Origin of the sequence: Arthrobacter sp. AQ5-05, from assembly GCF_003287975.1 — a bacterium.
In the GTDB taxonomy this organism is placed as follows: domain Bacteria; phylum Actinomycetota; class Actinomycetes; order Actinomycetales; family Micrococcaceae; genus Paeniglutamicibacter.
Genome location: NZ_QMKQ01000024.1, coordinates 23,007 through 36,502 on the forward strand (window position 1 = coordinate 23,007; position 13,496 = coordinate 36,502).

Annotated in this window: 11 protein-coding genes and 1 pseudogene; 4 read left to right on the top strand and 8 right to left on the bottom strand. The window is 67.2% G+C overall.

Annotated elements, in window-relative coordinates:
* Positions 1–213: 213 nt before the first annotated feature.
* Entirely contained in the window at positions 214–1,155 is a 942-nt protein-coding gene (locus DQ353_RS16735) for an ABC transporter ATP-binding protein (protein WP_113764253.1), read from the top strand.
* Positions 1,152–2,819: an ABC transporter permease gene (locus DQ353_RS16740; RefSeq protein ID WP_113764255.1), complete on the top strand. Its 1,668-nt coding sequence runs from the start codon at positions 1,152–1,154 to the stop codon at positions 2,817–2,819. The genes DQ353_RS16735 and DQ353_RS16740 overlap by 4 nt, the downstream gene beginning before the upstream one ends.
* 23 nt (positions 2,820–2,842) lie before the next feature.
* Here the strand turns inward: DQ353_RS16740 and DQ353_RS16745 are convergent, their stop codons facing one another.
* Complete coding sequence (locus tag DQ353_RS16745; protein ID WP_113764257.1) at positions 2,843–4,924, bottom strand: ABC transporter ATP-binding protein; 2,082 nt, start codon at positions 4,922–4,924, stop codon at positions 2,843–2,845.
* The gene (locus DQ353_RS16750; protein WP_113764259.1) at positions 4,925–6,658 is read right to left on the bottom strand and encodes an ABC transporter ATP-binding protein; all 1,734 of its coding nucleotides are present in this window, start codon (positions 6,656–6,658) and stop codon (positions 4,925–4,927) included.
* A 291-nt stretch (positions 6,659–6,949) separates the two neighbouring features.
* Here DQ353_RS16750 and bcp point away from each other — a divergent pair, with 291 nt between their 5' ends.
* Positions 6,950–7,438: a thioredoxin-dependent thiol peroxidase gene (bcp, locus tag DQ353_RS16755; RefSeq protein WP_113764261.1), complete on the top strand. Its 489-nt coding sequence runs from the start codon at positions 6,950–6,952 to the stop codon at positions 7,436–7,438.
* Between the two features lie 18 nt (positions 7,439–7,456).
* Here the strand turns inward: bcp and DQ353_RS16760 are convergent, their stop codons facing one another.
* From DQ353_RS16760 to DQ353_RS16785, 6 genes and pseudogenes are all read right to left on the bottom strand, one after another.
* Entirely contained in the window at positions 7,457–8,068 is a 612-nt protein-coding gene (locus DQ353_RS16760; protein WP_113764263.1) for a hypothetical protein, read from the bottom strand.
* A gap of 262 nt (positions 8,069–8,330) precedes the next feature.
* The gene (locus DQ353_RS16765) at positions 8,331–8,582 is read right to left on the bottom strand and encodes an SHOCT domain-containing protein (RefSeq protein ID WP_113764265.1); all 252 of its coding nucleotides are present in this window, start codon (positions 8,580–8,582) and stop codon (positions 8,331–8,333) included.
* A gap of 97 nt (positions 8,583–8,679) precedes the next feature.
* Positions 8,680–8,937: a hypothetical protein gene (locus DQ353_RS16770; protein ID WP_353616706.1), complete on the bottom strand. Its 258-nt coding sequence runs from the start codon at positions 8,935–8,937 to the stop codon at positions 8,680–8,682.
* Positions 8,938–8,944: 7 nt separating this feature from the next.
* Positions 8,945–9,707, bottom strand: a pseudogene (locus tag DQ353_RS16775) (lyase family protein); the annotation flags it as partial.
* A 139-nt stretch (positions 9,708–9,846) separates the two neighbouring features.
* The gene (locus tag DQ353_RS16780) at positions 9,847–10,812 is read right to left on the bottom strand and encodes an asparaginase (protein WP_113764267.1); all 966 of its coding nucleotides are present in this window, start codon (positions 10,810–10,812) and stop codon (positions 9,847–9,849) included.
* Positions 10,809–11,516, bottom strand: coding sequence for a FadR/GntR family transcriptional regulator (locus DQ353_RS16785; protein ID WP_113764269.1), 708 nt, complete (start codon positions 11,514–11,516; stop codon positions 10,809–10,811). The genes DQ353_RS16780 and DQ353_RS16785 overlap by 4 nt, the downstream gene beginning before the upstream one ends.
* Before the next feature lie 315 nt (positions 11,517–11,831).
* On the opposite strand from DQ353_RS16785, the gene DQ353_RS16790 reads away from it, so the two are divergent.
* On the top strand, positions 11,832–13,490 hold the full coding sequence (locus DQ353_RS16790; RefSeq protein WP_502696411.1) for an MDR family MFS transporter: 1,659 nt from the start codon (positions 11,832–11,834) through the stop codon (positions 13,488–13,490).
* The last annotated feature ends 6 nt before the right edge of the window (positions 13,491–13,496 follow it).

Consider the following 13,496-nt stretch of genomic DNA (forward strand, 5'->3'; position numbering starts at 1 on the left):
GGCGCACGGCACTGCCAGCAACCGTTTTCAACGAGGAGGACCGGATGAGACGAGCGTTATTCGACGCTTTCGGGACGACAGGACAGTTGGTTGCCGCGACCACGGCCAGGGGTGCAACAGGGAAGTCATTCCCCGGGGTGGTCGGCCATCTTGGGCCGGTCGAACCGCAGCATCCGGTGGTAGCGAAATCGTTCGCGCTCGGCGGAGGCCATCATGGCGGCGATTGAGGTTGCGCGGCTCCGAAAGTCCTATGGCAGTGTGGAGGCGGTCGCGGGACTCGATCTCACCGTGGAGAGCGGCGAGGTGGTGGCCCTGCTTGGCCCCAACGGCGCCGGAAAGACCACTGCTGTGGAGATTCTTGAGGGGTACCGGCAACGCGACTCCGGGTCGGTTACGGTGCTGGGCATGGACCCGCAAACGGGCGGGCGGGCCTTCCGGGAACGAATCGGCGTGGTTCTCCAAGATGCGGGTTTCGAGGACAACTTCACACCGCGGGAACTGCTCCGGCTGCACGCCGGCTACTACCCGCATCCCCGTGCCGTCGACGAGGTCATCGGGCTGACCGGGCTTGACGAGAAGGCCAACGCGCGGGTGCGCACCCTATCCGGCGGGCAGCGCCGCCGCCTCGACCTCGCACTGGGCATCGTGGGTGGTCCGGAGTTGCTTTTCCTTGACGAACCCACCACCGGTTTCGACCCATCCGCCCGGCGGCACGCCTGGGAGCTGGTGGACTCCCTTCGCGACCTTGGCTCCACCATCTTGCTGACCACCCATTACCTCGATGAAGCAGAGCACCTGGCAGACCGCGTCGTCATCATCGACCACGGCCGCGTCATCGCCTCCGGTACTCCGGCTGAGCTCTCCGCCGCGGCGGGCACCGGAACCGTGATCTCGTTTCGCCTGCCTGCGGGCGTGGAGGCGGCGGACCTTCCCACCGTGGGGACGACGCGTCGGGTCGGGGGGAACATCGTCGAGTTGGGCACCGCTTCGACGACGGCCGACATCGCCGTCCTGTCCGAATGGGCGCTGGCACGGGGATTTGAGCTTGAGGACCTGACGCTGGCGCGTCCCAGTCTCGAGGACATCTACCTCGAGCTCGTGGGTGGGCCTGCTGCGCCTGTTGGTGAGGATGTCGACCCGGGGGTGGCCACTTGAACCGCAACGCGGCCGGCCCGGTCTTGGGGCGGCAGATCCGGCATGAGCTGGTCTCGCTGATGCGCACGCCGTTGACCATGATCCTCAGCGTCGGCTTTCCGCTGTTGTTCTTCATCCTGCTGGCCGCGCTGACCGGCAACGCTGTGGTGGACGAACGCGCCGGCGTGCGGGTGGTGCAGTTCCTCGCGCCGGGGCTGGCGTCGTTCGGCGTGCTGATGGCCACGTTCTCGTTTCTCGCCTCCGGGCTGTCCGAGGCGCGGGCCACCGGTGTGCTCAAGCGCCAGACCAGCACGCCATTGCCGCGCTGGGCCCTCATCGGCGGGCGCATCGGCGCCGCAGTGCTCCTCGGACTCATCGCGGTGACGCTCGTGCTGTCGGTCGGCGTGTTCTTCTATGATCTCCAGTTGCCGGGTCGATCGCTGTTCGCCGTGGCCGTGAATCTGCTGCTCTCCTCGTTCGCCTTCGCGGCGCTCGGCATCGCGCTCGCGTTGCTGCTGCCCACGCCGGCGATGGTGGTCGCCGTGGCCAACGGTTTCGCGATCGTGTTGTCGTTCATCTCCGGGCTATTCACGGCGAGCGGATCACCCCCGCAGTGGATGGACACCGCCGCGTGGTTCTTTCCGCTTAAGCACATGGCTACGGTGTTCTCCGACGCGTTGAACCCTCAGCTGACCGGCTCGGGCTTCCAATGGGACCACCTCGCGGTGATCTCCTTGTGGGGCATCGGCGGGGCGGCCGCCTCCGTGTGGGCGCTGCGGTCCGGCCGCGAGCGCAACCCGGTCTCCGACCCGACCAGCCACGTCCGAGCCAGCGCCGCAGATGCGGTGCCCCGCCGCGCCGGACGCCCCCCGCTATGGGTCCTTTTTGTCGGCCAGATTGCCCACGCCCAGATGGTTCTCTGGCGCGATGCCTCCTCGGTCTTCTTCGCCATCGTATTCCCGCTCCTGCTGGTGGCGATCATCCCGACGATCAACGGCGGCGGGGACCTCGATGTCGGCGGCGGGCTGCTGCTCGGCAGCTTCTTCGCGGCCACGATGGCAATCTACGGGGCGGCGGTCACCTCCTTCGTGAACATGCCGCAGAACGTTTCGGAGGAGCGCGAACGCGGCGTGCTGAAGCGCACACGCGCCACTCCGTTGCCCACGGGCGTGCTGCTGGCCGGGCGGGTGGTGGCAGCGTTGGTGGTTTCCCTTCTTACCCTGTTCGCCATCGCCCTGCTCGCGATGGGGATGTTCTCGTTGCCCGTCCCGCCCGGCTGGCCCGTTGGGCTCTTGGTCTTCGTGGTCTCGGCCACCGGTTTCGCCATCGTGGGCCTGGCTGTCGCCTCCCTGGTGCACTCGGCACAGGCGGTTCTGGGCGTGACGCTGGGCACCTTGCTGCCGCTGTGCTTCATCTCGGACATCTTCGTCATCGGCGTGGACCTGCCCGACGTGCTCGATGCCGTCTCCTGGTTCTTCCCGCTACGCCACGCTTCACGCGCAATGACGGATTCGGTCTCGACCATTGCTGCGCCGTTCCCGTGGGATCACCTCGGGGTGATTCTTGCGTGGGCCGCCGTGGGCGTCGTTGTGATCGCCGCGAGGTTCCGGTCGGAGAAGGCGAACCACACCCGTGCTGCGGCGACGGCGCGACGGCGCGATTCCACGCCGGCCACCGCCGGTTGACCGGAACCGGCGACCCCTTGCCGCTAGCCGATGGCGTCCGGCTCGGCCTGATCCGTGCCGGGCTCGATGCCCGTCAGCACCGGGGCTCCCCCGCCGGCTGCTTCCGCGTCGGCATCATGGGCCGGACCGGCGAACTGCGACTGGTACAGCCGGTAGTACGCCCCGCGCGCCGCGAGCAGCACCTCGTGGTTTCCCTGCTCCACGATCTTGCCCTCTTCCATCACCAGGATGGTGTCGGCGTCGCGGATGGTGGAAAGGCGGTGCGCGATCACGAAGCTGGTCCTGTCGCTGCGCAGCGCCGCCATGGCGTGCTGCACCAACAGCTCGGTGCGGGTGTCCACGGAGCTGGTCGCCTCGTCGAGGATCAGCAGCGAGGGGTTGGCCACGAACGCACGGGCGATGGTGATCAGCTGCTTCTCGCCGGCCGACACGTTGGTGCCTTCCTCGTCGATGACGGTCTCGTAGCCGTCGGGCAGCGCGCGCACGAACCGGTCCACAAAGGTGGCCTTGGCCGCGGCCATGACCTCTTCGTCGGTGGCATCCAGGCGCCCGTAGCGGATGTTCTCCAGGATGGATCCACCAAAGAGCCAGGCGTCCTGCAGCACCATGCCGACCTTGGAGCGCAGGTCCGCGCGGCTGATCGCCGTGACGTCGACCCCGTCAAGGGTGATGCGCCCGGAGTTCAGCTCGTAGAAGCGCATGACCAGGTTCACCAGCGTGGTCTTGCCCGCGCCGGTGGGACCGACGATGGCCACGGTGTGCCCGGGGTGCGCCTCGAAGGACAGATCCTCAATCAGCGGCTTGTCCTCCGCGTAGGAGAAGGTGACGTTCTCGAATTCGACGTGGCCGTCGGTACGTGCCGGCAACTTGTCGGTTGCCGTGTCCGGGTCCTGCTCCTCGGCATCCAGCAGCTCGAAGGTGCGCTCCGCGGAGGCGACGCCGGACTGGAGCATGTTGGCCATCCCGGCCATCTGCCCCAGCGGCTGGGTGAATTCGCGCGAGTACTGGATGAACGCCGTCGCGTCGCCCAGGGACATCTGGCCGGTGGCCACACGCAGCCCGCCGACCACGGCGATGCCGACGTAGGCCAGGTAGGAGATGAAGTTCATGACCGGGAAGATCATCCCGGAGACGAACTGGGCGCCGAAGGAGGCCTTGTAAAGCTCCTCGTTCTTCTCGTGGAAGCGATCGAGCATGTCCTGCTCGCGCCCGAAGACCTTCATCAGGTCGTGGCCGGAGAAGGATTCCTCGATCTGCCCGTTCAGCGCGCCGGTGTTTTTCCACTGGGCGGTGAACATGCCCTGGGCGCGGGAGCCGATGACCCCGGCAGCGACGGCCGACAGCGGCAGGGCGATCAGCGCGATCAGCGCCATCTGCCAGGAGACGATGAACATCATGATCACGATGCCGATGACAGTCAGCAGGGACTGGACCAGCTGGCTGATGGCCTGCTGCAGGGCGTTTTGGATGTTGTCCACGTCGTTGGTGACCCGTGAGAGCAGGTCCCCGCGCTGGCGGGTGTCGAAGTAGTTCAGCGGCAGCTTGTTCAGCTTGTCCTCGACGTCGCGGCGCAGCCGGTAGACGACCTTCATGACCAGCCGGTTCAGCAGCCAGCCCTGGATCCACATGAACAGCGAGGCCACAAAGTACATCGAGAGCACGATGAGGATGTAGCGGCTCAGCAGCGGGAAATCGATGCCGAAGCCGGGGACCAGGTTCATCCTGGACATCATGTCCGCCAGGTCGTTCTGCCCGGAGGCGCGCAACCCGGCGATCAGCTTGTCGACCGGGACGTTGGGGTCCATGTTCTTGCTGAAGACGCCGGCGAAGATGACGTCCATGGCCTTGCCCAGGATCTTCGGGGCGATGACCGAGAGCACGACGCCGGCGGTCACGAAGAGCAGCACGATGGACATGCCGAGCTTCTCCGGGGCCAGCAGCCCCACGAGGCGCTTGGCCGAGGGCCAGAAGTGCTTGGCCTTGCGGACCGGAACCGAGTCCCCGAACATGTCGGAGGACCCGGCGGTGTCGAACTCGTCGATGTCGTCAATCTCGTCGGGGGTTTCCACGACGGCGGTCGATGATTCCTTGGTGCGTTTTGCCATTTAGGCCACCTCCTCCACTGCAAGCTGGGATGAAACGATTTCCTGGTAGGTCTCGGAGGACTCCAGGAGCTCCTCGTGCGTTCCACGGGCCACGATCTCGCCGTGGTCCAGGACCAGGATCTGGTCTGCCGCGGTGATCGTGGAGACGCGTTGGGCCACGATGATCACGGCCGCATCCCTGGTCGGTTCCTTCAGCGCGGCACGCAGCCGCGCATCGGTGGCCACGTCCAGGGCCGAGAAGGAGTCGTCAAAGAGGTAGATCTCCGGGCGTGCGGCCAGGGCCCGGGCGATGCACAGGCGCTGGCGCTGTCCGCCCGAGACGTTGGTGCCGCCCTGGGAGATCTTCGACTCCAGGGCGTCCTCGCGGGCGGCGACGAAGGATTCTGCCTGGGCGGTGCGCAGGGCATCCCAGAGTTCCTCGTCGGTGGCGGCATCGGCGCCGAAGCGCAGGTTGGAGGCGACGGTGCCGGAGAAGAGGTACGGGCGCTGCGGCACGGTGGCCACGGAACCCGAAAGCTGCGCGCGGGTCAGCTCGGTGACGGGGGCCCCGCCCACCAGCACCTGGCCCTCGTTGGCGTCGTAGAGCCGCGGGATCAGGTTCAGCAGCGTGGACTTTCCCGCGCCGGTGGATCCGATGATCGCTGTCATCTGCCCGCGCTTGGCGGTAAAGGAGATGTTGTTCAGCACCGGGGCCTCGGCACCGGGGTAGCCGAAGGTGACGTTGCGGAACTCGACGGTTCCGGGGGCGGCCATGTCGGCGACGTGCTCGTGCTGGTCGGTGAGGGACGGGACCAGGGTGGTGACCTCGTCGATGCGCTCGGCGCAGACGATGGCGCGCGGGATCATCATCGCCATGAAGGTGCCCATCATGACGGCCATGAGGATCTGCAACAGGTACTGCAGGAACGCGGTCAGCGCGCCGACCTGCATGGCGCCTGTTTCCACGCGGTGTCCGCCGAACCACAGCACCGAGGCGGTGGCAACGTGCAGGATCATGCCGATCAGCGGGAACATCAGCACGAAGAGGTTGCCCACCTTCACACCCACGCGGGTGAGCTTGGCGTTGGCTTCCTCAAAGCGCTCGGTCTCATGCGGTTCGCGCACGAAGGCTCGCACCACGCGGATGCCGGTGATCTGCTCGCGCAGCACCCCGTTGATGTCGTCGATGCGGTCCTGCATCTGGCGGAAGAGCGGCATCAGGAAGATGACCAGGACGCCGACGACGACCAGCAGCACGGGCACCGAGACCCAGACCAGCCAGGACAGGCCGATGTCTTCGCGCAGCGCCATGATGATGCCGCCGATGCACATGATGGGGGCGGAAACCATGAAATTCAGGCCCATCAGCACCAGCATCTGCACCTGCTGCACGTCGTTGGTGCCGCGGGTGATCAACGTTGCGGCACCGAACTTGTTCACGTCCTGGGCGGAGAAGCCGGTGACTGCGTCAAAGACGGCATGGCGCAGGTCGCGGCCGATGGCCATGGCGGTCTTGGCCCCGAAGTACACCGCGGCAATCGCGGTGAGCACCTGGATGAAGGCGACCGCAAGCATCACGCCGCCGGTGCGCCAGATGTAGTCGGTGTCCCCCTTGACCACGCCGGTGTCGATGATCCGGGCGTTGAGGCTGGGCAGGAACAGGGTGGCGATCGTGGTGGCGAGCTGGAAGAACAGCACGGCCGCGATCCACCACTTGTAGGGTTTCGAATGTCGAAGAATGAGCTTTAAGAGCATCGGGTGGGTTTCCTCATGGTTTTGCCCCGCGCAGCCACCGTGGTCCAGTGGCCCAGCCGGGGCGGCAACGCGGCACTTTTCAGCCGGGCATTGGTCACTCTACACGCGATCACCCACGGTTTGACCCTCCCCAAGACCGACTTTTCACCCCCCCGCGTACATCCTGCGCGGTATGCGGGCCCGATCCTTTCCCGCACCGCTGTGCAATGCGTGGTTTTTGTCCCCTGAACCCCTTGTTGGTCCGCCACACAAGCCTTAGTATGAAATTGAATTATCAGGATGTGGAAACGAATGGAGTCTTTTGTGTCTGAACTTTCATCACCGCTGGCCGTCGGGCAGCGCGCACCGCAATTCACCTTGGCCGATGCCACCGGCCGGCAGGTCTCGCTGGGCGACTACGCGGGCAAGAACGTCGTCGTGTATTTCTACCCCAAGGCGGCCACCCCCGGCTGCACCACCGAGGCCTGCGATTTCCGGGACAACCTGAACTCGCTGCAGGCCGCCGGGTACGAGGTCCTGGGCGTTTCCCCGGACGAGGGCGAGGCCCTGACCGCGTTTACGGCGTCCGAGTCGCTGAACTTCCCGCTGCTTTCGGATCCCGATTTTGCGGTTGCCTCTGCGTACGGCTCGTACGGGGAAAAGGAGTTCAACGGCAAGAAGTCCTCCGGCACGCTACGCAGCACCGTGGTGGTTGACGACGCCGGACTGGTCTCACTGGCCGAGTACAACGTGGCGGCCGGCGGGCACGTGGCCCGCTTGCGCGAGGAGCTCGGCATCTAACCGCGTCCCCGGTTCCCCCTAAAGGAGTTCGGGGATGTCTGCGGGATGGACCGGGGCGATCCGCTCCGGTTCGTCCGGCCTCCCGAAGTGGGTCGCCAGCTGCGCCAGCTGCCGGCATTCGAACCCGCTCCAGGTTTCGATGCCGCGCACGACGCCGCCGGGCAGCGTGATCCACAGCTGCTCACGCGGGCGTTCGTCGCCGCCGGCGTCCCAGGCGACGTGGCGCAGGGAGCTGGCATCCCGGGGCACCACGTGGCATAGGCCCCGGGTGCGTTCAAGGACCAGGCCACCCTCGTAGACGTGGCCGAGCAGGATCCCGCGGATGCCCTCGCGGTCCTTGAAAAGCATCCGGTAGCCGCACACGAGCACGAACCCCAGGCCCAGCGCGCTCAGCGCCATCCCGCCGAGCCGGAATCCGAGCACCGCGGGGTGTGCTCGCACCAGGAACATGATGCTGGCGGTGGTGACAATCAGCCCGACGACCAGACCTGCGACGTTGTTCATCAACGACTTGCGGTCTTCCTCGCGTTCCAGCTGCAGGGTGTAGAGCCAGCGCCCCAGGTCGGCGGCCTCGGCCTGCTCTCGGGCCCGGGCGGTCGTTTCCCAGCCGCCGCACTGGATGGTGCTCATGGCCGGCAGCCGTGGGGCATGCCGGCACACGTGCCGGCTGCGGAGTCGGGGTGGTTGAGGGGTGGCAAAGCAACGCATGATGGGTGCCTCATGCTGCGAGAATAACAGAGCCGGCGAGGAAAGCAACGGGCATCTGCGAAGGAGGCCGCGGTGGGCTTCGGCTGACGGGGATGCTGCCCGCACCGCGAGACGCGGCAGGTGTCCCGAGCGCGATCCCCGCCCTGCCCGGCCGGACGCCACCCGGGCAAGGCGGGGAGGCCGTTCAGGGTCGGCGCCGCAAGGCTGCGCGGCGGGCCGTGAACTCTGTTTCATCGATCTCGCCCCTGGCGAACCGCTCGTTGAGGATACGCTCGGCGTCGTCCCCCGGTGGCCCGTAATTGTTCCTTCCCCCGGAGTGGCCCCCACGCAGCAGGACGATGACCACCGCGGCCAGGCCTCCCCAGAACAGCAGCATCATCAGCCCCATGGCAATCCAGGCCCCTGCCCCCCAGCTTCCGTCCCATCCGTACATCATGACTAGACTCCTCGACGTAGATGCCGCCCACCTGTGCCAAGTCTCGTTCCTTCCACGTCCGTTGCACAGGGTATTTGGTCATCGTCCGGCCGGGCCGTTAATCCGCGTCTCCCGTACCGGCGACCGAGAACTCGGCGAACCTTGCCTGTTCGGCGCGTGCGTCGGCCGCATCGCGTGCCGCGGCGATGTCGCGGATGCGCCCGCGGGAGGCGTACCAACCGATCATCAACGCCGGGACGATGACGATGATCGAGGCCACGGTCCAGGTGCCCACCGGCGAATCGAAGGCCATCAGCACGATGACCGCGGCCAGGAAGGCGAGAGTCAGGTACCCGGTGTAGGGCGCCCCGACCATGCGGAAGGCCGGCCGGGGCGTTGAGCCCGGTGCCGATGGCGGTGGCGCCGAGGTTGATCTCGTGGACCAGCAAGGTGGCCTCGGCCAGGCGCAGGCGGTCCTCCCCCAGGGGTCACGGCATAGGCGTTGAACTCCTGGCCCAGGGTCATCGGCACGGCGTCCTGCATCTGCGTCCTGCCCATCTTCACCACGGTGCGGAACTCGACGGCCTTGGCGGCGAAGGCTGCACCGAGGTGCTCCATGGCCGCGACCAGAGAGGTGGCGGCGAAGATGGTGGCCACGCGGACCGCGGTGGGGTACACGTCGTTGGTGGACTGGCTGAGATTCACGTGGTCGTTGGGGTGTAGGAAGTGGTACTCGCCCTTGGCGCGGCCCATGATTTCCAGCGCGCGGTTGGCGATGACCTCGTTGGCGTTCATGTTCGAGGAGGTCCCGGCGCCGCCCTGGATCACGTCGACCACGAACTGCTCGTGCAGCTTGCCGGCGATGATTTCGGCGCAGGCGGCGATGATGGCCTCGGCGCGGGGCACATCGAGCAGGCCCAGTTCCAGGTTGGTCTGGGCGGCGGCCTGCTTGACCATGGCCAGGGCGATCACCAGGTTGGTGTTGGTGGACAGCGGCTGGCCGGTGATCGGGAAGTTTTCCACGGCGCGCAGCGTGTGCACGCCCCAGTAGACGTCCGCGGGAATGTCCCGGTCGCCGATCAAATCGTGTTCGCTGCGGGTGCACTGGGCGGCCGGAGCATGCAAGGTGGCGGTGGATTCGTTCATGGCGGGAGGATCTCCTGTGCTTGGGCGGCGCGTGGGTGATGGATGGCGCGGTGCGCTGAAAGGGCTGTTTTTGGGCGCGGCAAGGCAGCGCGCGGTGGTGCGTCTTGGATGGGGCCGCGATGCGGCGCCGGGAGCGGAGCTAGCCGAAGGGCAGTCCGGACAGGGTGCCGACCGGGTGGCCGCCGCCGAGCACGGGGAGGTTGTTGAAGGGTTCCAGCGGCCCGGGCGCCAGGCCCAGGGCCAGCAAAGCGGGTACGGCGGCGGGCATGCGGGCCCGGTCCGACCCGTCGGAGATCTTCAGCGCCAGCGCGGAGCCGTCGGGCAGGGCGATGAGCTGGATTCCCTCGAACCCGTCCTTGGCCAGCAGCCCGGGCACGGCTTCCATGAGCGCCGTGACATCGCGCCCGGTCCCGGCAACCATCAACGGGTGCGCGCGCATGGCCTCGGCGACCCGGCGTTCGGCGGTGCCCTCGGCGGCGGTGACCAGCCTGGAGAAGGCCCTGGCCATGCCCGTGAGGCTCAGCGCGAAGACCTCGGTGCCGCACCCGTCGGTGCTGGTGATGGTCACGTCCTCGCCGGTGAGTTCGGCGACGACCGCCCGGATGAGGGTGGGCAGCGGGTGGTCGTGGTGCAGGTAGGTTTCGGTATCCCAGCCGTTGAGCACGCAGGTGGCCAGCATCGCGGCGTGCTTGCCCGAGCAGTTCTGGGCCAAGCGGGTGGGTCCGTTGCCGACCTGGATCCAGGCGTGGCGTTCGGCGGTTCCGTAGGGCAGGTCGGTGGAGTTGCGCAGCGCGGCGGCTTCCAGCCCGGCCTCGGCCAGGATCTTGGCGGCGAGGTCCTGGTGGTCGGCGGAGCCGGAGTGGCTGGCCGCGGCCAGCGCGAGTTGGTCAGCGGGCAGCTCGAGCCCGGCGCGCACCATGGCCACGGCGAAGAGCGGCTTCAGGGCCGAGCGCGGGTAGATCCGGGCTCCGGGTTCACCGCGGGTGAGCACGGTGCTGCCGTTCGGGTCCAGGGCCGCCAGCGAGCCGTAGTGGACGCTTTCAACCAGCAGGCCGCGGGTTTGCACGGCGAGCGGGGCGTGGGCGGGGAAATGGGCGAGGTTCACGGCTTGTCCGCTCCAAGGATCAGGGTCAGGGCTTCGTCGACGGCGGCCAGGTGCGCGGCCATGGCCGCCCCGGCCGCGGGACCGTCGCCGGCTTCGATGGCCGCGAGGATCTCGCGGTGTTCGGCGTGCGAGGGGTGCTGGCGGCCGGTGATGAGGTTGATGGTCTCGGACTGGTTGACCATCGCGTCGCGGATGTCGTTGACCACGCGTGCGAAGACGCCGTTGCCGCTGGCCGCGGCGATGGCGGCATGGAAGCTGGCATCGAGCGTGACCCACATTTCCGGGTCGTCTTCGTCTTCCATGGCCTCGATGATGCCGCGCAGCTGGAGAAGCTGGTCGGCGCTGGCGCGGGTGGCGGCGAATTGCGCCGCGGGGATCTCGATGTGCGGGCGTGCCTCCATGAGGCTGCGCGCGGAGAAGGCCCCGAGCACCAGGTCGCCACCGGCGCGCGGGGCAATGACGAAGGTGCCCTTGCCGGTTTGGGTCCGGGTGAGCCCGAGTGCCGCGCAGGAGCGCAGGGCCTCGCGGATGACCGAGCGGCTGACCGCGTATTGGGCGGCGAGCACCGATTCGGCGCTCAATTTGCTGCCGACGGGCAGTTCGCCCGACTCGATGGCGTCGCGGATGGAGGAGAATACGGCCTCGGCCGCACTGACTCGCACGATCGGCTGCGGTCCGACTGCCCGGCTGTCTGACAGGTTCATGCTCCGACTATGCCACGCCTCACAAAAGGGCGTCAAGGCGCGCCGTGGCGATGCCGCGGGAGCGGGGGCGCACGCCAGCCCCCCGGCGGGCGCGGGCGCAGGCGGGAGCCGGGTGGCCCCAAATCGCCGACGGGCGCCCCGGAAGCGGAGGGCGGCGGCACCGGGCGCTCGACCCCGCAGTGAAACTAGTTGCATCTGGACAACCAATTCCATATAGTTGATATCAATCAACCATCTTCCCCCTTGTTTTGGAGTCCCCTTTTGTCCCAGACACCCACCACCACGAAGGCGGCACCGGAAATGTCCGAATCGGGCATGACCCACCGCCAGGTGCTGCAATCACTGACCGGCCTGCTCATGGGCATGTTCGTCTCGATCCTCGCCGGCACCGTCGTCTCCACTTCGCTCCCGGTCATCATTTCCGACCTGGCCGGCGACCAGACCTCCTACACCTGGGTGGTCACCGCGACCCTGCTGGCCACCACCATCTCCACCCCGATCTGGGGCAAGCTGGCCGACCTGTCCAACCGCAAGCTCCTGCTGCAGCTCTCGCTGCTGATCTTCGTGGTCGCCTCGGCGATCGCCGGGTTCTCGCAGGACACCTCGATGCTCATCACCATGCGCGTCTTCCAGGGCCTGGGCGCCGGCGGGTTGACCGCCCTGACGCAGATCGTCATGGCCGACATCATTTCCCCGCGCGAGCGCGGCAAGTACATGGGTCTCTTTGGCGCAGTCATGGCGCTGGGCACCGTGGGTGGACCGCTGATCGGCGGATTCATCACCGACGCCATCAACTGGCGCTGGAACTTCTTCATCGCCCTGCCCTTTGCGGCCATCGCGATCGTCCTGATCCAGAAGACCCTGCACCTGCCCGCAGTGGCCAAGCGCAAGGTATCCATCGACTACGCGGGCATCGTGTTGCTTTCGGCCGGTGTCTCGCTGCTGCTGATCTGGGTTTCGATGGCCGGCAAGAACTTCGAGTGGGCCTCGGCCACGACCGCATGGATGGTCGGCGGCGCCGTTGCCGCGCTTGCCGCATTCGTGATCGTGGAGTTCAAGGCGGCAGAGCCGATCATCCCGCTGACGATGTTCAAGAACAACACCTTCACCCTCTCGGTCATCGCCTCGATCTCCGTGGGCGTGTCGATGTTCGGCACCTCGGTTTTCCTGGCCCAGTACATGCAACTGGCCCGCGGCGCCAACGCCACCCAGTCCGGGCTCATGACCATCCCGATGATGGCAGGGCTGCTGGTCATCTCCACCATCGCCGGTGCCCTGATCTCCAAGCACGGCAAGTGGAAGGCGATCATGGTCACCGGCTCGGTGCTGCAGCTTGCCGGGCTCTACCTGCTGGGAACCATCCACTACGACACCAACTTCGTGCTGGTCTCCGTGTACATGTTCCTCCTGGGCGCAGGCCTGGGCATGGTCATGCAGAACCTGGTGCTGATCGTGCAGAACGCCGTCACCCCGGCGGAGATCGGCGTGGCCTCCTCTGGCATCGCGTTCTTCCGCTCGCTGGGCGGCACCATCGGCGTCTCGGTCCTCGGGGCCCTGATGGCCACGAAGGTCGCGGACCTGCTGGGTGCCAAGAGCGCCGAGCTGGGCGCCGCAATTGCCGCACTCGGGGACAAGGGCAAGGACCTGGCCGCGGCGCTGGCCTCCGGGAGCATCCCGGCCGTGCATTCCCTGCCGGACTCGGTCAGGAACATCATCGAGTCCTCCTACGGCGACGCCGTGGCCTACGTCTTCATGGTCGCTGCCCCGCTGAGCATCCTGACCATCTTTGCGGTGGCCTTCATGCCAAACCTGGAGCTGGGCACCCAGACCCGCCACCAGCGCGAGGCGACCGATGCGGCCGCCGCGCAGCACACGGAGCTCGAGGCTGCCGAGACAATCCTGGTCGAGGTCGGCGAGGCTGCCATCGCGGCGACCCCGCGCCTGGACGGCGAGAACACCTCGGCGCGCCGCTGAGATGGA